This window comes from Colwellia meonggei (assembly GCF_057537295.1).
Genome location: NZ_BAAJLZ010000003.1, coordinates 172,753 through 194,448, shown reverse-complemented (window position 1 = coordinate 194,448; position 21,696 = coordinate 172,753). Strand labels below are relative to the sequence as shown.

Sequence of the window (21,696 nt, the reverse complement as noted above, 5' to 3'; positions counted from 1 at the left end):
TTCCTTCGTCTTATCTACAGTTTACCTAATTTATGAGCAAATGTAATGGTTCTTTATTATACAAAAGTATTTCAAAGGCAAATAAACTTTATCATTCATAAAGCCAATTTAATTAAACGGTGGTAAATTAAAAATCCATTATGCTTATACATGATTCAAGTACTTAATAGGAGGAATTAGTCAGCCTCTGTTTGACATTGCCAACAAAGCTCAAACGAAGCATCGTTTTCCTCATAACAATGGTTACATATCCAATTATCCATGCTGGCAACGCTTTCAGATGAAGCAATAATCGCTTTTGCTTGTTCAAAGTCATTGTCGTCAACAACCCAAACTTCGGGCCAAGAATCAAAGGCAGAAATTTCCCCAACAGCGCCTTGAGCAAACTCGTTTTTTAAAAATGTTGCAATACCGCTACATTCAACGATATTTTTAGCATTATTAGCTAAGAAGTGATTTTCACAGGTATAAACCATTTTCATGTTAATATTCCCTTTATACAACGAAATTGTGTCTGCAATATTATCAATGGTGCATTATTGCTACTTTTGGCTAAGCAAAAAATAATGCTAGGGGCTGTTGCTCTTTGTTTATTAATTCAGCTGAGAAATAAAAACAAATTTCAACAACCCTTAATAATCAAGACCAGCAAATAGCAAATTAAATTCCTTGATGAATTCGCATAATTAAACTAATTGTAGCGTATAATAAAGGAAGTAAAGCTTAATATTCATCGATTTATACCATACCAAGGAGTAAAATTTATAAGTGAATAATATAAAACTCATTCAAGATGAAAACCTGTCGATAAAAATTAGTTATCAGTTAATCCCTAGCGATAACCAAAGACTCGATTTATATTTCTCGTTACCCGTTGAAATGGGCATTAGCCCGAAAACGTTATCCGAAGAACAATACTTCCATAGTAGCATTAAAAGCCATAGTGCCTATTACTCAGACCAACTACATTTGCCGTTAGTTCGCAGCCGGTTCATTAGCCAGCAAAAAGGTCAACAAAGTGATTACCGCTTAAATTTAAATTTATTTTCTTATCAAATTCGTATTGCCTTAGATACCGATATCAAACAAACCATTAAACTTAAAGAAAGCGAAAGATTCTACCCACAAGCTGTGTTGCTGGCAGAGCAAATAACGTTACTATTAAAAAAACTACGTCGTTATACCCCATCTGATACAAAATTAAGTTCATTTTTTGAAAATGCCGATAATTACCTTAGCTGGCATGTCGAACAATCATTTTTAAAAATCTTGTCACATGGGCCAAAAAGTAGTGACTTTACGGCCGAGCGAAACTTTTTGTTGGACTTATGTCGAAGTGAAAATGACTACCGTGAAGCAAATCAATATAACTCACAAATTACCATTGGCGACCCAAACCGTATAACCAATAAAATGCGCCTATTAGAGCGTTTAATTGAATATGGCGTAGTGCTAAAAAAAGACGTAAAAAACCTAAATACAAATTTAAAACGCTTGGTAAGAGGCACAGTTACCGCCGTTATTATGGCATTTGTTATGGTGCTAGTATTAAATGCGAGAGCAAATTTTACTGAGGTAACCATTGCCTTGGTCGGGATGTTGGGTGTTATTTACGGACTAAGGGAGATATTTAAAGATGATATCACCCGTATAATTTGGCGAAGAATCCAACGCGGCCTACCAAAATGGAAAAATATTTACAGTAATAGTGTCAACAAAAGTCGAATTACTAGCCAAACTATTTGGTTGGAGTACATCCGCAATAAAGACTTACCGAAACAAGTAGACACTCTGTTTCAAACCCGTCGGCAACAAAATAAGCAAGCAGCGAAATTACTGCATTTTCGTAGTGATAGTAAAGTTTACGCGAAAACATTTTTACCCGGTTACGATGAAATACAGCAACGCATTTATTTCAACTTAACGCCATTTATTCGCTTTTTAAAAAAAGGTGAAGGCAAACTTTATTCACTTGAAAGTAATAAAATCACCAAACAAGCCGTTGAGAGACGATATCAGATTAACCTGGTTGTTATGCAAACCGACAAACAACAGCATCAGCAAGTACAGCGCTTTAAAATTACATTAAACCGCTCGACTATTATTAATATTGAAGCAATGGAAACTTGTGATGATATTTAATTACCTAGCCTTAAAGTGAATCTACTGAGTAGAAACTAAAACATAGTTAAGTGCAATGGCGACCATCACAATATTAAATAATGTCGTCGCAATGCATTAATCATCGACTTAAATGGTTTAATGATGGCTAGCTAACCAGTCAGCCAATGTTATGAAATGATCGTTAACGGCTAGCCGGCTAGTCAAAATATTAATATGATCATAATCAAGTTGGTTACCAGCACTCTTTGACAATAATGAAAATTTTGCCTGACTATTAGCACATTCATTCATGAATAATTTAACATCTTGTTGATGGCCTAAAGCATGGTCTTTAATACCTGTTAAATGCCATGTTGGCGGCCAAGCAACTTGCTGCGCGGCCTGATAATAATCAAAGCCATCAATTGTGTCATGCCATACTCCAGGTGTAACCCATGCCAAGCTGTCAGCCAAAGATTGTTTAGTTTCATTGTCTGATCCAATACCTAATTTCTTGGCATTTAAATAACCGCGCTTTTTAGCAAACAATGGTGCAAAGTAACGCCACAATACTTTCAGTTTTATAAAAGCTTCAAATGTTTTGGCTGTCACCACCCTTTTTGTCCCAAAGCAAACTTGACTGTGTACTTTCTCTAGCCACTGAGGATAGCGAGCCAAGAAACTCGACAGCAATACTCCGCCCCATGAATGAGCAACAAGGTGAAGTTTTTGTGGGTTTAGCGTATAAATTTTTTCTAAAAATAGAGGAATATCACGCGTAATGGCTTCATATTGACCAAATGCCGAGTCTGCGTTTATTTTTGGGGTGCTATAACCACGCCCACGTAAATCAGCAACATAAACATCAAAACCTTGCTCAGCTAAAAAGCAAGCTAAGCCTTTACCTTTTTTAGTGTAAAAAATAAGGCCGTTTTCAATTGAGCCATGCAACATAAATATAGGCACTCCGCCACTATTTTTCCAAATATGGCGTAAGTGGAGCTGGTGTTCACCATCACTAATATAAATTGACTCTTGTTGCATCTCTATCTTCCTGAAATTAATAAGAAAACCAATAATCTGACCACATATGATTCAGTTAAAACATCCATACTGGTCTGACCAAAAAGATTACTGAGATTTTTACTATAAAACAAGCACTAAAATACTAACTCGTCATTGCAACGAAGAACGGTATTGCTTTAAATTAATGTTGATGGAGCTGCACTTCTTGACCGGGTGTTGAGAAAAACAACTCTTTAGATTCAATTAAACGTTTCGGGATTTCAACTGGCACATGCACGCCAATGTGCTGCTTAGCGTTAATAATATCAGTTAAAATATCACGACCTTCAGCAGAATAAAAAAACCAATATGGAGGAAAAGCGGTATCTGTCACTTGTTTTTGCCAGTGATTTTTATGAGGTAAATAGTGGTCATCGTTTGGATCAGCATCTCCCATATGCATGACTGTGGTGCCATTAGCTAACGTGACACGAAACACGATGTTTTCAACTTCAGCACGACTTGGCCAGCCTGCATGAGGAATGCGCACGGCAGATACTTGAACATTATTAATGGTTTTCGACCAAGCCATATCGCCATAACTAAGTGTGACAGCATGTAACCTAGGTAAAACATGCTTTGCCGTTTGTTTAAAGTCACTTAACATAGTCAGCTTGTCTATTGCTTGTTGCGGCGCAATAACCTGTACTTTTTGATGTAAGTTTACATATTTTAATAAATCGCTTGCCGAAAAATGATCATCATGAGCATGGCTAATAAAAACAAAATTTACATCATTATAAGGAGTGATACCTTGAAAAATTGCTTGTCGGATTTCTTTTGGTACTAATTGGTAAATACTAAAATCTTTATGAAAAAACGGATCGAATAATAGCTTACTGTTGTGTTCACTTATCAAAATTCCAGCATTACCCAAGTAACGGGCACTGGTCATATTTGTGTCGTGCGATAATGCCCTTTGGCTATATATTATCGTTGATACCAATATCAAAATCTTCACTATTAAAATACGCTTCATCACCTGTCCTTTGTTATTTGAAATTTTTAATTATTTTTATTATCGTCTACATTTAGTCAAACCAGCTTAAATAGCGCCTTAACTTTAACTCTTTACCTTTTGAAAAAGCCTGCTTACAATAGCAGCGAATTTACCTAAATAAGAACTGTTTATTGTTACTGTTGTTATTTACGGTCAGCGACAAGCTGTTTCACGGAAAGAAAACGATCCTACCCATGGAAAGGGCCAGCATTTTGGATCACCCTCTTAAGCTTGGAGTTTATCATGATCGATATTTTATTCGACGTCATTGGCATGTCGGGAACTTTTTTAGTGGTTGGAGCATTTTTTTTGCTACAACTGGAAAAACTAACCCCACAAAGTTTAGCGTATAACCTAATCAACCTTAGCGGCGCCATTTTGCTATTGATTAGTTTGTGCTACAACTTTAACTTGGCCAGTTTTGTTATCGAGTTATTTTGGATAGCAGCGTCAGTTATTGGTTTAGTGAAATATTTTTCTAAACCTAAACAAACAGTCACACCTTAATAGAAAACCATCTCAATTTAATGCTCAAAACCTTTACCTAAAATTCATTTAGCAGAGGTTTTGAACATTAAGCCAGCAAAAACAGTTTCATAAATCAGCAGTTAAAATTTTCTCCACTAAATTACACTTTATCACTTGCGTTAGACGATTTTACACGTATTATGCCGCCCTATTTTTATGTTTTTATCGTCGGAAAACTCCAGTTTCATGAGAAAATTACTTACCTCACCTAATGCCATGGCACTTAGTACTGCTGAACAAACCATTTACCAAAATGCATTATCATTCGTTGCGGATATCAGCCTAAATTTAATGGCAGTAAAAGTAGAAAATCATCCTGAGGATTTCCTAAACTGGTGTCGTGAATTACACCGTATTTGTATGCACGACGTTAATCGAGATTTATTAGAGCCAAGCCAAGAAAAGCCATTAAAGAAATTGCAAGATACGTTGTCAAATGGTGTTAGTGCTTGCCAATTAAAAATGGCACGTGTTATTACATGGCCTATTTTTACTAGCTTTATTCAAGATAACGCTAGCTTACATGCCTTACCAGAGCGTTTAAAATTACTCGACTATGTCGAGAATATTAGTCAAAAAAGCTTAGCTGAAATGATTGAAGAAGACCGCCTTACTTTTGCTGGTAAACACACCGCACAACACGACATCAGTGTTTACATGTTTGATGTTGAATGGTTTGCCGGAACACGCGGCGCAAAAAATTTCCATCAGTTACTAAAATCAACACCTGAAGCGTTTGACCAAGCTTTAGCCTTCATTCCTTTAGAAGGTGAAGTGAACGTAAAACACTACCAAGATTTTGTAAATGCCTATAAAGCAATATTTTCTCAACATACAGATGGAGAGAAAGCCCCGCTTACCGCGGCAACAAGACTATTAGCCATGCGTCGACCTGACCAATTTGTTGCTCTAACTAGCAGTAAATTAGACATTCTTTCGCAAGGTTTAGGTTTAGTTAAGTTAAACAACCAAAGTTTTGATGATTACTGGCATGAAATGATCAACAGTATTCGCGGCACACAATGGTGGCGTAGTGAGATGCCTGAAGATGAAGTAGAGCAGCAATTGTGGAAAAACCGCGCAATCTTGATTGATATATTTTTATTTGCTGATAATTCATTGGCGGAAAATTCAAACTATATACGCATGCGTGATAAGCCAAAGAAAATTAAAATTGGTGTCGCCAAAGCAGTAAAGCGTAGTAAAGAATCAGCTGAAGCAATTGTTGATAAAGCGTTTGAAGCAGACGATATTCCAGAATATATTTTAAATATGCGCAGCACTATCGTAAACAGTGTTAAAGATGGTAAAACAGTAGATCAGGCTATAACCCTTATGCGTAATATTTTTGGTTAACATCTCACGTATACGATACAGCCAAATTACAGACGCAGCTATTAGTTCAATTTTTGGTGCCATCAAATAAAGTTTAATGGCACCATATCACTAGTCCTTGATTTAACTTGGCGCATTTAATCATTTTTATCTAACATTTCATATTTTTAACACTTAATTATTTATGATTACCGATAAATAATTAAGTGTTAAATTTCTGCTTGATTGCTTTGGACAAAAATTGCAAACTACGGCAACCCTCACAAAGGTATAAGATCAGTCTAAGGCAATTATTTATATGCAATTTTCAATTTCTCCTGCTCTGAATGCTAAGAGTATTCATCATGAATTCATACAAGATGGCCGTGTACGTGTAAATAACATAATGCCGACAGGGCAAGTTGAAAGTATCTACAAAGTACTTCATGAAAATATAACTTTTGATCAAGCGTTTACGTTAAATAATCAGGCACAGCTTTTGCCGAGAAAAGAAATAGCAAACCTTGGACAACGCGGCATCAACGATTTAATGCGCCAAGTTTATCAAAATGCCTCACAGGGTATAGGTTTCTGGTATGGCAGAGCACCTGATTCAGAAAGACGTAACCCGGTACTAGCCGCATTTGAACAATGGATAAAAAGTAACGACGTCATTAACTTTATAAAAACAGCAACCGGAAAAAATGACATCTGCAATGCCGTAATTCAATACACAAAATATACACCTGGCGAGTTTCTTACCCGCCATAAAGACGAAGGGGCTGAAGGCCAGCGCCGTATCGCTTTTGTATTACACCTATCGCCGCAATGGCACCCAGATTGGGGTGGGCTTTTACAATTTTATCAACAAGATGGTCAACCAAGAGACGCTTGGGCACCAAAATTTGGTTGCTTACATTTATTCGATACTAAGCATATTCACGCTGTAACGACAGTAAGTCCTTTCGCTGCGGCCGCTCGCTATACCATTAGCGGTTGGTTTACGACAAAATAGCTTATTCTTCTCGGCTACTCTCGGGCTTTAGCTTGCTCACGCTTTACCAACAAAAAAGTTAAATACATTTTAGTAGGTAAAGAAAAAATCAACCCGAATGCAATGCAAACAGCACAGATAATAATCCCCTTTACCCCCATGGTTGTAGGTAGATCAGCATAAGAGATCAAATAATGCCCTAAGGCAAATAATGAAATGCCAATCACGATGAAAATTTTCATTAATCTTATTTGCGCAACCTCTGACATATCCCCTCCTTTTTAGCACAACAAACTGATGCATCCGTAGCTAAACAAGCTATACTAACATGCGAAAAAACAATTTGTTTTTCAAGCGATTAAACTACACCTTTAGTCTAATAAGACATTAAATTTGACCCGGATCAAAAAATAACTTATTGATTAATTCATACTCAGACTCATTCAGCAAAAACAGAGAGCGTTATGCCGATAAAAAAGAAAGAAAAATCAGCTATCGACTGGTCAAAATATCTTAAGTCAGGGAATCGAATTTTCATCGGCTCAAACGCCGCAGTACCCAATGCCCTTATTGATGATTTAATCGCTAATAGCGCTGGGCTACACGATATTGAAGCCGTACACATTCTCACATTGTCAGACAATGTTTGGGCTGATACTGAACATCGTGATTTATTTAAAGTTAACGCATTTTTTATTGGTGGCGAGAAAATTCGCAAAGCAATACGTGAAGGGCGCGCTGATTACACTCCATCATTCTTGTCCGAAATCCCAAAACTATTTAATGAGAATATTCTACCTTTAGATGTTGCGCTTATTATGGTTAGTCCGCCAGATGAATACGGATACTGTTCTTTAGGTGTTAGCGTCGACATTGTTTCAGCAGCGATTAAAAAAGCTAAATACGTTGTTGCGCAAATCAACCCCAAAATGCCACGTACCAATGGCCATGGTTTTGTACATATTAATCAAATTGATGCGCATATGACTATGAAACAGTACTTGCCAGAAGTGCCAGAGCCAGAAGTTGACCAAGCAACAGAGCAAATCGGTCAGTACGTTGCTATGTTAGTTGAAAATGGTGCGACCATCCAAATAGGCATAGGTAATATACCTTCAGCCGTTTTACAGTATTTAGCAAACCACAAAGACTTAGGTGTCCATAGTGAAATGATTTCAGACGGTATTATTGATTTAATGCTATCGGGCGTTATCAATAACCGTAAAAAAACCTTTCATAAAGGTAAAACCGTGGTAAGTTTTTGTGTCGGCACTAGGCGACTTTATAAGTTTGTGGATGGCAATCCACACGTTGAGTTTTACCCAAGCGAACATATTAACTCACCTGTAAACATTGCCCGTAACGAAAAAATGGTTTCGATAAATAGCGCCATTGAAGTTGATTTAACTGGGCAGGTAGTATCAGACTCTATTGGTTATCATTTTTATAGTGGAATTGGCGGCCAAGTTGACTTTATTCGTGGCTCAGCCCTAAGCAAAGGTGGTAAACCTATAATTGCCTTACCTTCCACTACGAAAGACGGAAAAATATCACGCATTGTGCCGCATATTACTGAAGGTGGTGGTGTAGTAACTTCTCGCGGTCATGTCTCTTATGTGGTTACTGAATACGGTATTGCCTCACTTCAAGGGAAAAGTATTCGTGAACGCTCTCTTGAACTTATTCGTATTGCCCACCCTAAGTTTCGCGCACAACTATTAAAAGATGTTCGTAAACATTATTGGGTACCGGAATATCAAGAAAACACCCCTACTTCAGTCCCTGAATTAGGAAAAATAGAAATTAAACGCTTTACCTTTGGTGACAGTGAATATTTTCTCCGGCCGTTAGCTCCTGCTGATGAACGTAAATTACAAGAGTTCTTTTACTCACACAATAAAGAGACTCTTATGATGCGATACAACCATCATGCAACACAAATGACCCGAGAGAAGTCATGTAATTTGGTCAGCGTGAATCAGCATGTTGATTTAGCTTTATGTTTAACCGAGCGTGACCATTTAGGCGAATCTATTCAAGCTGTTGCGCGCTATTACTTTTTAGCAGCGAATAATAGCGCAGAAGTCGCTTTTGTTATCAAAGAAAGTAAACGTGGCAAAGGTATGGCTAAGGCATTACTTTCTGAATTAATCGCGATTGCTAAAATTCGCGGCTTAACACAGTTAGTTGCTTGTGTAAGACGCGACAATGCTCCTATGCTAAAAGTATTTGAAAATGCCGGTTTTTTACGAAAACCATCTGACGATTATGATGAAGTTAGTTTGGCATTTACGCTGTAAATTTAACATTAACCGAACTTGAATTAGGTAACATTTAAAGGAAATTATTATGACTGTTGGCGTAATAAGTCATCATCAATGTTTAACGCACCATATGGGCGACCATCACCCAGAAGCCCCTGAGCGGATGGCTGCCATTCAAGACCAGCTTATTCGAAGTGGCCTAGACTATGTAGTAAGACAATTTAATGCCAAGCCTATCGATAAAGAGTTACTGTATCTGGCCCATGACAAAGCATACATAGATTCAATTTTTGCCAACGCGCCAACTGAGGGTACATATCGAGTCGACGATGACACTGTGATGAACCCAAATACCCTTAACGCTGCGTTATTATCAGCCGGTGCAGCGAAGGATGCTGTTGATTTGGTAATGTCAAAAGAGCTCAATTCAGCCTTTTGTGCTACAAGACCTCCAGGACATCATGCTGAATACGATAAAGGTATGGGCTTTTGCTTTTTTAATAATGTTGCTGTAGCAGCCGCTTATGCAAAGCAGCAATATAAAATGAAGCGTATCGCTATTGTTGATTTTGACGTTCATCACGGCAATGGCACGGAAGATATTGTTAAAAACAAAAAAGGCTACTTATTTTGCTCAACCTACCAATATCCATTTTACCCATTTGAAATTGAAGAAAGTAATAAACCACCTATTATCAATACGCCGCTGGATGCGACGGCAAAAAGCAGTGATTTTCGCCAAGCAATAATCGATACTTGGCTACCAGCATTAAATAAATTTAAACCACAAATTATATTTATTTCTGCAGGTTTTGATGCCCACATTGAAGATGATATGTCACAGGTAAGTTTAGTTGATGAAGATTATCGCTGGGTAACCGATCAGCTAAAAGATATCGCCGACAAACATGCACAAGGACGCATTGTTTCAGTGCTAGAAGGTGGCTATGCGCTAAATGCCTTAGGTCGCAGTGCGGTTGCTCACATTAATGGCTTAATAGGCTATTAAAGTAAATGATTTAGGGAGTTTATTGCGCAATTAACGGTTCAGATTATTTTTACCAATACCGAAGAATTTAAGTCTCTAAAGCTTTTTCAAAGTTAACTAAGTATCAAACTTAACCGCATTAAAAAGTCGGTACAAACTAACCTTCATACTTGCCCGACTAGGAATCATATTTATCCTAGTCGGCAGGTAAAATGTCTAGCTAAACTATCTTTCTTCAAATTGGCGGATTGCTGGCTTAACCAAAATTTCTAAATAAAATGAAGAAGCGCCATTAGCTTCCATAACATCAATTTCTTTATTGATTGTAGAAACATGAATAACATCAGCGGTTTGCTGTGATGAACCAATTTTACAATCGAAATCCCAGTAATCAGCACCTTCTGGTAAAGTTTTATTACGCTCGCGTTTTAAATACTTTTTAACTTCGTGCTTCACCGCTTCAACCATTCTGGCTACTTTAATTTTTGGGTGTGTTAACTCGAACGTTTTTTTCATGGGATTCCTTGGACTATTAAAAATAACATTTATACGGCCTATTCTTCATATTAAGCCATTGATGTATTTTACGAGAACATGCATCTAATAGCCATTAATACCTAACAAGGTTCGATATTAAGATACATTTAAGCAACTGGTTGCTAGTCGGAAAGAGAATTATTAATCTCTAAAGTTTAAATGTAAAAAAGGCCGTAAACGGCCTCTTTTCTTTATAACTTAAGGAGTGAACTTTTAAGCGCTTTCAAATGCGTTTGACTGTTCAACTTCATACTTTTTCTTTTGCTTAGCAGACAGTACGCCTTTTCGGTGTGATAAGGCAGATTCTAATTTACTCGCAGCACTTGCGATTGCAGCATATAATTCTTTGTCAGCAGCATTAACTGATACGGTCGCACCCTCATAAGTAGTGGAAACTTCAAGTTTTTGTTCGTTTGGTTCAACGGTAATAATAACATCTAATGTCATTAGGCTTGGGAAATGTTTAGCAACTTTGGCAAATTTACTTTCTACTGATTGGCTAATGCCTTCGGTGATTTCAACGTGATGTCCGGAAATGATTATTTTCATATTGATACCTTTTTTGTTGTCTTCAATTATATACTCAGGGCGAAGACAACAAAAAACAATAGCTAATATGCGAAAATTTGTAATTAATTCGCTAGTTGATTGAAAACATTGTTTTAAATCAACTTATAAATAATTTTACGAATGTTCAACTTGTTCGTTTTTTAAACGTGACAACAAGCTAACAAGCAACAAAACAACACCACCAGCAATGACACCAGTAATTCCATCTAACAAAATAGGCAATACAGTGTCCGCTAAACCAGCAATATAACTACTTGCCCAAGATTCAAATTGACGAAACTTATCAGCAAGCCAACTAAAGCTATGTACGATAATACCGCCGCCAACCAAAAACATGGCAAGAGTGCCGACAATGGTTAATAGTTTCATTAACATTGGCGCAAAAATAAGTAAGCTACGACCTACTGTCCGCTGCAGCGCATTAAAACGACCTGAAACCGACTTACGCAAGCAATAGAGTCCTAAATCATCAAGTTTAACAATGGCAGCTACTAATCCATAAACACCTATGGTAATGGCTATAGCTAAGGAAGAAACAACCATGACTTGCGTTTCAAATGCAGCTTCTTTAACGGAACCAAGTACAATGACAATAATCTCAGCTGACAATATGAAGTCAGTACGAATTGCACCTTTAATTTTTTGTTTTTCCAAGGCAACAATATCAACATTTTCATCTGCCAACGCCTGACGTAATTTTTCATGCTCTTGTGCAATAGCTTCTTTTTCATGTAGCAATTTATGAAAAACTTTCTCAAAGCCTTCAAAGCAAAGAAATAAACCACCAATAACCATTAAAATGGTAATCAACGGCGGCGCAAATGCGCTGATCAACAACGCAGCAGGCACAAGAATTAACTTATTAAGAAATGAACCTTTAGCTACCGCCCAAACAACCGGCAACTCTCTATCAGCCTTGACGCCAGAAACCTGCTCGGCATTTAACGCTAAATCATCTCCCAGCACACCCGCGGTTTTTTTAGCTGCTACTTTTGATAAAATAGCAACATCATCTAATATTGCTGCGATATCATCAATTAAAGTTAATAAACTTGAACCTGCCACACTTAACTCCTTTACTGTGCTTGATAAAATTTTTAAAGGTATGGTTTTAGATACTACTTTTTCAACATCGATTTTAAATCAGCAAACGGGTTGTAAGTTGCTGTATCTTGGTTCGTATCACCAGCCTTTACTTCTGTTTGATAATTGGCGTGATCCGTATATTTAGCATGTTCGTTGTCGTGACAATAAATACATAACAATTCCCAGTTACTACCATCATTTGGGTTGTTAGTATGGTCGTGGTCAATATGATGAACAGTTAACTCTTTAATGTTTGAGTATTCGAATGCACGAGCACAACGTCCACAAACCCAAGGAAATAACTTTAACGCACGGTCACGATAACCTTGCTCTTGACGTTTATAATTGGCACTTGTACCAAATCTATCAGATGACATAGCTGCAACTTTTTCAATGAGTAATCGCGCTATTGTATGGGCTAGGATAACCAACTGCAATATCTATACAGTTAATATGCTTTTCCATTTATTTATCAATATAATGTGTAAAGTTAGTGGTAATAAACTCTATTATCGACTTTAACCGGGCCGGTTGAAATTTGTCTTTAGCATAAACCAAATATAGTGGCGTTGAACTCACTCGCCAATCATCAAAAACATTAACTAATGTCCCAGCCTTAAGATCCTCGCGACAATACAAGTTGGGTACTCGGATAATGCCGTTGCCTGCTAATGCACTCGCCATCATAGTACGACCATTTTTACATTGAATTTGGCCCGTAACCATTACATCAAGTTGTTCATTCGAGTGCTGTTTATGATGAAATTGCCATTGCTTGACGGAGCCAGTAATACAAGCATGCTGATGTAAATCTTGTGGGTGAGACAAAGCGCCATGACGACTTATATAGTCAGGGCTAGCGACAGTGCTTACTGCTATGTCAGTTAATTTACGAGCAACTAAGTTTGAATCTGCTAAATGTCCCATACGGAACACTAAGTCAAATTCACCTGAGATCAAGTCAACACGTTGACTACTAAAATCTAAGGTAATATTAATCTTAGGATGCTGGCTAATAAAGTCGTTAACTAATGTCGTCACAATATTTTCGCCAATAACCCCACCAACACAGTTAATCTTTATTGTTCCTTGAATACTGTCACTACTATCAAGTACTTTTTCAACCGCAGCGTCAATTTCATCTAATGCTCTAAAGCTCTTTTCAAAAAATAACTTTCCTTGTTCAGTTAAGCGCTGGCTTCTCGTTGTACGAATGATCAGTTTAACACCCAGTGCTTGCTCAAGACTAAGCAACTGTTTTGAAATATGAGAGCGAGAGCACGATAATTGCTCTGCCGCTAAGGTAAAACTCTTTGCCTTCGCAATAACAACAAATGCACGAACATCAGCTAAGTTAATTTGATTATTTGTCATCAATCCTCCACTCAATTAGAAGCCACAAGGAAACAATGATATTACATTAAGCACATATATCAACAAACAATCTTTCTTTAATATACACCTCAATTAAACACTGCGACAAAAGAGAATATTATTATGAAGAAATTAATTGTAGTTACAGGTGCAAGTTCAGGTATCGGTAAAGCCATTGCCCAGCACTTTAGCACCTTAGGCCACCCATTATTATTAGTTGCACGACGCGTCGAAAATCTGACAGCGATGAATTTACCTAATTGCTTATGTGAAAAAGTAGATATTACTGATAAAGCCGGTTTTGATTCAGCGATTGCAAAAGCTGAAGCACAATTTGGCCCCGTAGATTGTTTAGTTAATAACGCTGGCGTTATGCTACTTGGACAGGTTGACAACCAAGCAGCCAGCGAATTTAAAACCATGTTCGATGTTAACGTACTTGGCTTACTAAATGGCATGCAAGCGGTATTAGCACCAATGAAAGCAAGAAATAGCGGTACTGTTATTAATATTAGCTCTATTGCTGGCCGTAAAACTTTTGGCGATCATGCCGCATATTGCGGCACTAAATTCGCTGTACATGCCATTACAGAAAATGTTCGTGAAGAAGTTGCCGACAGCAATGTTCGCGTGATCACTATCGCCCCTGGCGCGGTTGAAACTGAACTGCTCTCTCATACTATGTCTGACGACATAAAAGCCGGTTATGAATCATGGAAAGATAGTATGGGAGGTGTGATCAGCGCTGATGATATCGCCAACACTATTACCTTCGCCTATAACCAACCACAAAATGTTTGTATTCGTGAGATTGTTATTGCCGCTACACGCCAACAACCTTAATACAAACTTATTTTTCAAATAATACAATTGATATTTGCCTTAGCAAATATCAATTGTTTAACTACTTAACCCACGCCAACAAACATTAGTTCAAGCTAAGCATTCCACACCTCTTCATCTGGTCTGCTCTCTTTACATCAATAAAATAAGTTGCCATTATAATATGATAATTATAATGAGGAACTGTCATGAAAACAGTCGAAGTTCAATTATCAAACTACAAAAGTGTTCATTTTAATAAAAGTAATTTAAAGACTCATTTTATTGGCATCCCATTGATTGTTTGGGCAATTACTGTTTTATTAAGTTTGCATAGCTTTTCTATAACCATTACCAATAACTTAATTACTATTACACCGGCTATGGTGGTATTTACCCTTGCCTTGCTTTACTACTTTAAGCTACATACTAAGCTTGCACTTGGCATGCTGATATATGTTGCCGCCAATATTTACTTAGCAAGCTTAATCTCGCATATGCCCAACGCCTTATGGATAGCTATTGCGACTTTTGTTATTGGTTGGGTAATTCAATTTATTGGCCACATTTATGAGAAAGCAAAACCCGCTTTTTTTGATGATATTATGGGGCTGGTGATAGGACCATTGTTTTTAATGGCAGAAGTTTATTTTGCCTGTGGTTTAGAGAAAAAACTCAATAACGACATTACCCCTATGGCAATTGAAAAGCGTCGTTTGATTGAACGTGCTAAGTAAATACAGCAATAAGTTGTTAACGGAGCTCTAATTGGGTTAGTACAAATGCATTGTCTAACCCGCGACTTTCTCTTGGATAAGTTATCAATTCGCCGCAGCAATATAAAGTTCTAAGTCTTTAGCTGTCAAAGGCTTTGAATATAAATACCCTTGTATTTTATTACAGCCTAAGTTGGCTAAAGTTTCAGCTTCTTCATCAGTTTCTACCCCTTCTGCGAGCACTGACAAATTAAGATTATTTGCCATAGCAATGATGGTTTTTACTAAGATTGCACTTTTTTCTTTTTTATCTAAATCAACAATAAATGTTCGATCAATTTTCAATTTGTGTAATGGCATTGAATTTAAATACTCAAGAGATGAATAACCGGTACCAAAATCATCAATAGCAATAGAAAAGCCTTGCTGGCTCAACTTGTATAGTAATGCAATTGTTTCTTTTGGATTATCTAATAAACAAGTTTCAGTAATTTCTAACTCAACTTGTAATGGCGAAATATTAAAATGCTCAATATTTATTAGTAAATTATTATAAAACCCAGTGGCTAAGAGCTGCTGAGGTGAAATATTGATACTAACTAAGGGCAATTTTAAATGCTGCTGGTTCCAAATAGCTATTTGTCGAAAAACTTGCCGAATAATAACATCGCCTAACAAAATCATTAGCCCATTACTTTCAGCAACCGGAATAAACTCGGCTGGAGATACCATACGATTAAGAGACTGAGAGTGCCAACGTACCAGTGCTTCAACAGCAAAAACTTTGCCTGTAGCAGCATCAACTTGAGGTTGATAAACCATATTAAATTCAGGCGTGGAAGCACTCAAGCCCTTTTTCATGGCATTATGTACCTGCTGGGCGTCGCTAAACTCTTCGTTAAGCTTTACGGTAAAAATACTGTAAGTATTACTATGTTTACGGCTGACGCTACCTAAAGCAGAGAAAGCATTATCTATTAACGTTTCAATATTTTGACCATGCTCAGGGAAGTTACTAGCACCGACACGGAAATTACAGTAAATTTCGCCACCTGCAATTTCATATGGCTCAGCTAGCGCAAGCGTTAACTGTTTTAGCATCTCACTATTATTTTGGTCATCCAACTGATAATAGGCAATATAGCGACTTTCAGAAAAATTCCCTAATAACGACCGCTCTGTTAATTGATTTTGTATTCGATCTTTTATTTTATTTTGCAACAAGCTCACGTAAGCTGCAGGATAGGACGCTGTTATACGGTTAAAGTTTTCCATATTTATAATTAACAGATGGCCTTCATTTTCCGCTACTAGAAATTGCTGCTCAACCTGCTGTTTAAAATGCTTTTTGCTAGGTAATAATGTCACGCTATCTAGCTCAAGGTAGTCAAAAAGTGGTGCAAGTAAATGTCGGTTAGAGAAGTACAATGCAATCATCACCAAAATAAAAATGACTAGAAACTTTGCTAATAGGGTTAAAGTGCCTTGGTAAATCTCTTTAGCTATAACTTTATTAGGTATAGCAAAAACAATATGATTATTAAGCCTAGCGATTGCTTTAGTGGCGTAAAAAGTATAGGGCGAAGAATCAAGCTTAGGTAAAATGCCTTCAACATTATTTTCACGAAATAAAGCTTGCATTTGTTGCGGCCAAATATTCTTACCGAGTTGTAAATCAGACAAAATAATGTTGCCTTGATGATCAACTAAAAATGCTTTACCCGCCATATCCATGTCAATACTGCGTAATACCGACAGTAAATAGTCAAACGTCACATGAGCAGATGCTAAACCAACAAACTTACCTTGTGCTCTTATCGGTGAGGTAATCGCCATCCAGGCTTTTTCTTTATTTTCAATTCCAATATAAGGCTTACCAAATATGGTTTTATTAGCTGCTTTCCCCTCTTGATACCAGCTTCGCATTCTTGCATCATAATCGGTTGGAACTTGCCAATTATCTACACTGTAATAACCATTACTATCAACAACATAACCTAGATACTGCAATCCTTTTTCATAAGGGTGCCACTGAAGAAACTCTTCAAAGGTATGATGCTGTTCGATATTTAATTGATGCTCTTCAAGGTACCTGGTAAAACTATCCACTTGCTTAGCAATATTGCCAGTCCAATGACTCACTTCCGCAACAACAAAGTTAGCCTTCAACTTGATTTCAGTTTGAATAGCTAATTCAATACGACTTTTTACATGCAGATAAGCAACAAATGTTGATGCGAGCAGCCCCATTAGTAATAAAGCGAGAAAGCTCATAACTAATTTATTTTTATTGCTTGTACACAGCATTGAACTCTTTTTCCATAACGCTAACGCAGTAATAAATTATTGCTACGCACGGACTTCCATAGTCTATGCGCATATTTCATAAACTAAACTTGAAAACGACTCGCTAAATCTTGCATTGAAACCGCTAGCTGCGCCTGTTCCTTTGCCGTAGTAGCAATTTGACTTGCTCCAGTAGTCGTTTCTTCAGATTTTTGTTCAATAGTAACAATATTTTGCGCGACATCTTGTGTTACCACTGATTGCTCTTCGATAGCGGCCGCAACTTGCTCTGACATAGAGAAAATTTGCTTAACAGCCTCGGTGATGCCTTCTAATGAATGCTCAACATTTTTTGAATTCTCAACGGCAACACCGGCTTTGTTTTGGCTATCCTCAATAACTTGATGGGCTGCATTTGCATCAGCTTGTAGTGAGCCAATAAAAGATTCAATTTCCGACGTTGACTCTTGAGTTCTTTGCGCAAGAGTTCTAACTTCATCTGCAACCACAGCAAAACCGCGCCCTTGCTCACCTGCTCTCGCCGCTTCAATAGCAGCATTTAAAGCAAGCAAATTTGTTTGCTCTGCAACCGATTTAATCACATCGACAACTTTAGTAATATTACTACTGCTTTCATGCAAGCTATTAATTTGTTTCGCTAAACTATCAATCTCTTGTGATAACACCTCAATTGAATGATAAGACAACTGCACAACAGCAAGGCCATTATTTGCTTGTTCATTAGCTTCTTTCGCCGAATCAGCAGTAAGTTGCGTATTGCCCGCTACTTCTTTAACTGTCGCCGAAAGCTCTTCAACTGCTGCCGCAATAGTTACAATGCCTTGCTGTTGCTCTGACATAGTTGAAGCATTGTATTCACAGGTGGTTGACGTTTCCTCTGCAGCAGCAGATAACATTAAGCTTGAATTAGATATTTCATTAATAGTTTGTGAAAACTTCTCTAATGTTAAATTTAATGCATGTGATATTTGCCCAAGTTCACTTTTTCCTTGTAATTTTGTCCGTACTGTTAAATCGTTGTCGTCTCTAACCTTCTCCATAACAAAGGTTAATTCACTTACTCGCGCTGTTAAATCTTTAATTGAAATCGCGCTAATAACAATTACAGCGACTAATAATATGACAGTAAGAATTAAATCGAGAAGCAAAATATGAGCAGCGCCATCAGCTTCATTTTTCGCTAATAACAACAAGTGTTCAGCCACCTGATTCTCAACTTTTTTCAATTGTCCAATACGCAGTGTCGCCTGTTGAAACCAATGCACGGCATCAACACCAAAACCTGACATGTTACTTTCAGCAATCGTTCGCATTTTCGATACTTCTTTTATCGCAGGATGGGCAATTTGCTCCTGGTAATATGAAGCATTATCTGCTGTCGCTAGAGTAAGAAAATTATCGAGATACGTAGCCTGCTGGGTGACTAAGGCAACAAACTTAACAAAACTTCCTTCAGAAAATTTATCTGCGGCAAAGGTATTACTCATTACTGCCCTTTCAATACCTGCTCGCTCTTTCCCTTGTAAAAAGTTGTAATAAGCTATGGTTTGCTTAGTGATACTTGCATTAGTACTTAAATCGGCGATTAGACTAGAGACAGAGAGTAACTTACCATTAAGGCTGGTATAGAACCCAATAGCTTGCTTGGCAGGAATAGTTAAATTGTTTACTTGCACACGTATGTCGTTTAAACGAGCAAGGTCATTCGCGATATCTTGATTTAATCGCGCAATAGACTGTTGCTGAAAATCACTCTCCGCTAAAAACTCATTTCTCTCTTGTATTTTAGTATCGATGTTTAAGCGCTGCTGTTTTAATTCATTGGTAAATTTAGCACCTTTTGAGCCTAAAAAGCCCGCAGTTGCACCTCGTTCTTTTTGTAACTCATGCACGAGTTCACTGTAAGTAATCGATAGTTGGGTTAACTGAGATAGTTTTTCAATGTCTGTACTTACTAAATAGTTTTGCTTTAGTGTTAGTATGCTTAACCATAAAAAACCAGCGATTGGTAAGGCCAGTATTATAAATATTTTATTTTTAAATGAGATGTCAGAAAACGTCACTACATATCCTTTTCATAAAAGTAATTTAAGCTTGCTTCAAAATTGCGCGTAAAGAAACAAATCAACAACAGGTGGGTAATATGGTTTTGTTGCTCGGGAATTGACGGCACTGTACCACGTCCACCATGGTTTGATTTTTGACACAAATCAATTATGTTAAGAAAAGCTAAAATGTTAATAGTTATCATTATTATAGAAGGTTTCTTTTGCCTTTCTATAAGCAATTAGTCTAGTCGTTATTTGTAAAAATACACAATTAAGGTAAATAAAAATCGTGACAGGTTTAAGGTGACAAAAAATGGAAGCAATGCCGTAAAAATTCATAGAACATTGCTTTAATCAAGATTTAGTTAAGATTTAATTGAGGTTTAATTATTGAGAAGACTTACGCCAAATTCCTCTTTCAAGTCGCCCCTGAAATTGAATATCGTCAGAATTAAACGCCATATCTTCATTGCTAACATTTTGACCTTTGCGCTTGGCGTTATAATCCTGCGTTAATGCTACAATTGTTGGAGTAAGTTGCACGATTGCAATAACGTTAACTAAGGTCATCAAACCCAGAGCAACATCAGCCATACTCCAAACTTGCGTTAAAGTTGCACCTGAGCCCCAAAAAACCATAGCTAAATACATTACCGTATAGAGTGTGCGCCCAAACTTATTATCAAGTTTAAAAAAGTGTAAATTACTTTCTGCATAAGCGTAATTGGCAACAACTGAGGTAAAGGCGAACAAACTAATAGCTGCAGAAACAAAGTAAACACCGCTTTCACCTAGATGATGAGTAATAGCATTTTGTGTTAGGCGAATACCTTCCATTTCACCAGTAAAGTTAATGTCTGCCAATAGAATTATCACAGCGGTACAAGTACATAGCACCATAGTATCTAAAAACACCCCAAGCATTTGCACATAACCTTGCGTTACTGGGTGATTCGGTACTGGTCTTGCACTAGCCGCCGCATGTGGCACACTACCTGCGCCCGCTTCATTAGAATATAAACCACGTTGAATGCCATTTTTAATTGCAGCACCTAACATGCCAGCCCCTGCTTCTTGCAAGCCAAAGGCTGAGGTTATTATGTCGTATAACATTGCTGGTACAGCACTAATATTAATTAAGGTTATGGCTACTGCTACTAAAATAAAGGCGATGCCCATAAAGGGGACAATTAATTCTGCAAAACGAGCAATTCGCTTTAAACCACCTAAAACGATAGCGCCGGCAAGTAAGGTAACAATTGCTCCGGTGTAAGTGCTTGGAATATTAAAAGCATGATTTAATGAATCGGCAATGGTATTGGCTTGCATGGCACTGAAACTAAAGCCATAACCTAAAAATAAACACAATGAAAATAAAATAGCTAACCAACGCTGGTTAAGGCCCTTTTGAATATAATAAGCAGGACCACCACGGTATTCTTTATGATCATCACTGACTTTATACAGTTGCCCTAAAATGCTTTCCGCAAAGCCAGTGGCCATACCAAGTAAAGCAATAACCCACATCCAAAATATCGCACCACTGCCACCTAATGAAATAGCGACGGCAACGCCAGCTAAATTACCGGTACCCACCCGTGCTGATAAACCAATAAACAAAGCTTGCAATGAACTAATACCAGAATTTCCATGGGCGTTATCATCGCCTTTAGCGCTATTTTTCATCACAGAAAACATATGGCGAAAATTGATGATTTGCACAAACTTCAATTTATAAGTAAACCAAAAGCCGGCAAATAACAAAATATAAATGAGAACTTGTCCTTCTCCCCACAACACATTGTTGATACTGGAAATTATTTGTTCAAAGCTCATTCTTAACGATCCTTTTATTTGCCATAATTGGGGAAATAGAATGATAACGACTTTATCATGTGCAATAGAATAAGATAGAGAGAAATTGTAGTTTAGACAAAAAATTAATAAGAGTTAACGGATAGAATAAGATAGAGAGAAATT

The 21,696-nt window shown here is 37.3% G+C and carries 20 protein-coding genes; 8 read left to right on the top strand and 12 right to left on the bottom strand.

All coding sequences use genetic code 11. The features are described 5' to 3' along the window. Positions 1-176 precede the first annotated feature (176 nt). Positions 177-482, bottom strand: coding sequence for a putative signal transducing protein (locus AC27E9_RS09365; protein WP_487129492.1), 306 nt, complete (start codon positions 480-482; stop codon positions 177-179). Positions 483-768: 286 nt separating this feature from the next. Between AC27E9_RS09365 and AC27E9_RS09360 the strand changes: the two genes are divergently transcribed. Next, positions 769-2,142: a hypothetical protein gene (locus tag AC27E9_RS09360; protein ID WP_487129490.1), complete on the top strand. Its 1,374-nt coding sequence runs from the start codon at positions 769-771 to the stop codon at positions 2,140-2,142. Between the two features lie 117 nt (positions 2,143-2,259). On the opposite strand, the gene AC27E9_RS09355 is transcribed toward AC27E9_RS09360, so the two are convergent. Beyond that, positions 2,260-3,147, bottom strand: coding sequence for an alpha/beta fold hydrolase (locus AC27E9_RS09355; protein WP_487129488.1), 888 nt, complete (start codon positions 3,145-3,147; stop codon positions 2,260-2,262). A gap of 163 nt (positions 3,148-3,310) precedes the next feature. Beyond that, a complete protein-coding gene (locus AC27E9_RS09350; protein ID WP_487129487.1) occupies positions 3,311-4,147 on the bottom strand; it encodes an MBL fold metallo-hydrolase in 837 nt (278 codons plus the stop codon). 264 nt (positions 4,148-4,411) lie between these two features. Between AC27E9_RS09350 and AC27E9_RS09345 the strand changes: the two genes are divergently transcribed. From AC27E9_RS09345 to AC27E9_RS09335, 3 genes are all read left to right on the top strand, one after another. Next, positions 4,412-4,675, top strand: a complete 264-nt coding sequence (locus tag AC27E9_RS09345) for a CBU_0592 family membrane protein (protein ID WP_487129485.1) — start codon at positions 4,412-4,414, stop codon at positions 4,673-4,675. Positions 4,676-4,882: 207 nt separating this feature from the next. Further along, positions 4,883-6,052, top strand: a complete 1,170-nt coding sequence (locus AC27E9_RS09340; RefSeq protein ID WP_487129484.1) for a hypothetical protein — start codon at positions 4,883-4,885, stop codon at positions 6,050-6,052. Between the two features lie 277 nt (positions 6,053-6,329). After that, a complete protein-coding gene (locus AC27E9_RS09335) occupies positions 6,330-7,025 on the top strand; it encodes a 2OG-Fe(II) oxygenase family protein (RefSeq protein WP_487129482.1) in 696 nt (231 codons plus the stop codon). Positions 7,026-7,039: 14 nt separating this feature from the next. Here AC27E9_RS09335 and AC27E9_RS09330 read toward each other — a convergent pair whose 3' ends face one another. Then, a complete protein-coding gene (locus AC27E9_RS09330) occupies positions 7,040-7,273 on the bottom strand; it encodes a hypothetical protein (RefSeq protein ID WP_487129480.1) in 234 nt (77 codons plus the stop codon). Between the two features lie 195 nt (positions 7,274-7,468). Here AC27E9_RS09330 and AC27E9_RS09325 point away from each other — a divergent pair, with 195 nt between their 5' ends. Next, entirely contained in the window at positions 7,469-9,304 is a 1,836-nt protein-coding gene (locus AC27E9_RS09325; RefSeq protein WP_487129478.1) for a GNAT family N-acetyltransferase, read from the top strand. A gap of 49 nt (positions 9,305-9,353) precedes the next feature. Beyond that, entirely contained in the window at positions 9,354-10,277 is a 924-nt protein-coding gene (locus AC27E9_RS09320; RefSeq protein WP_487129476.1) for a histone deacetylase family protein, read from the top strand. 204 nt (positions 10,278-10,481) lie between these two features. On the opposite strand, the gene AC27E9_RS09315 is transcribed toward AC27E9_RS09320, so the two are convergent. The 5 genes from AC27E9_RS09315 to AC27E9_RS09295 all read right to left on the bottom strand — a co-directional run bounded on the left by AC27E9_RS09315 (position 10,482) and on the right by AC27E9_RS09295 (position 13,823). Continuing rightward, on the bottom strand, positions 10,482-10,772 hold the full coding sequence (locus AC27E9_RS09315; RefSeq protein WP_487129474.1) for a DUF6172 family protein: 291 nt from the start codon (positions 10,770-10,772) through the stop codon (positions 10,482-10,484). A gap of 234 nt (positions 10,773-11,006) precedes the next feature. Beyond that, a complete protein-coding gene (hpf, locus tag AC27E9_RS09310) occupies positions 11,007-11,342 on the bottom strand; it encodes a ribosome hibernation-promoting factor, HPF/YfiA family (protein WP_487129471.1) in 336 nt (111 codons plus the stop codon). Positions 11,343-11,477: 135 nt separating this feature from the next. Next, entirely contained in the window at positions 11,478-12,428 is a 951-nt protein-coding gene (locus AC27E9_RS09305) for a DUF808 domain-containing protein (RefSeq protein WP_487129469.1), read from the bottom strand. Positions 12,429-12,481: 53 nt separating this feature from the next. Beyond that, the gene (locus AC27E9_RS09300; RefSeq protein ID WP_487129467.1) at positions 12,482-12,826 is read right to left on the bottom strand and encodes a YajD family HNH nuclease; all 345 of its coding nucleotides are present in this window, start codon (positions 12,824-12,826) and stop codon (positions 12,482-12,484) included. An 88-nt stretch (positions 12,827-12,914) separates the two neighbouring features. After that, complete coding sequence (locus AC27E9_RS09295; protein ID WP_487129465.1) at positions 12,915-13,823, bottom strand: LysR family transcriptional regulator; 909 nt, start codon at positions 13,821-13,823, stop codon at positions 12,915-12,917. 123 nt (positions 13,824-13,946) lie between these two features. Here AC27E9_RS09295 and AC27E9_RS09290 point away from each other — a divergent pair, with 123 nt between their 5' ends. Both AC27E9_RS09290 and AC27E9_RS09285 read left to right on the top strand, forming a co-directional pair. Continuing rightward, the gene (locus AC27E9_RS09290) at positions 13,947-14,666 is read left to right on the top strand and encodes an SDR family oxidoreductase (RefSeq protein ID WP_487129464.1); all 720 of its coding nucleotides are present in this window, start codon (positions 13,947-13,949) and stop codon (positions 14,664-14,666) included. A 188-nt stretch (positions 14,667-14,854) separates the two neighbouring features. Further along, positions 14,855-15,382, top strand: a complete 528-nt coding sequence (locus AC27E9_RS09285; RefSeq protein WP_487129462.1) for an Mpo1 family 2-hydroxy fatty acid dioxygenase — start codon at positions 14,855-14,857, stop codon at positions 15,380-15,382. Positions 15,383-15,466: 84 nt separating this feature from the next. Here AC27E9_RS09285 and AC27E9_RS09280 read toward each other — a convergent pair whose 3' ends face one another. The 3 genes from AC27E9_RS09280 to AC27E9_RS09270 form a co-directional block, all read right to left on the bottom strand. Then, entirely contained in the window at positions 15,467-17,668 is a 2,202-nt protein-coding gene (locus AC27E9_RS09280) for a bifunctional diguanylate cyclase/phosphodiesterase (protein ID WP_487129460.1), read from the bottom strand. An 83-nt stretch (positions 17,669-17,751) separates the two neighbouring features. Continuing rightward, complete coding sequence (locus AC27E9_RS09275) at positions 17,752-19,731, bottom strand: methyl-accepting chemotaxis protein (RefSeq protein WP_487129458.1); 1,980 nt, start codon at positions 19,729-19,731, stop codon at positions 17,752-17,754. Between the two features lie 372 nt (positions 19,732-20,103). Further along, the gene (locus AC27E9_RS09270) at positions 20,104-21,552 is read right to left on the bottom strand and encodes an alanine/glycine:cation symporter family protein (RefSeq protein ID WP_487129456.1); all 1,449 of its coding nucleotides are present in this window, start codon (positions 21,550-21,552) and stop codon (positions 20,104-20,106) included. Positions 21,553-21,696 lie beyond the last annotated feature (144 nt).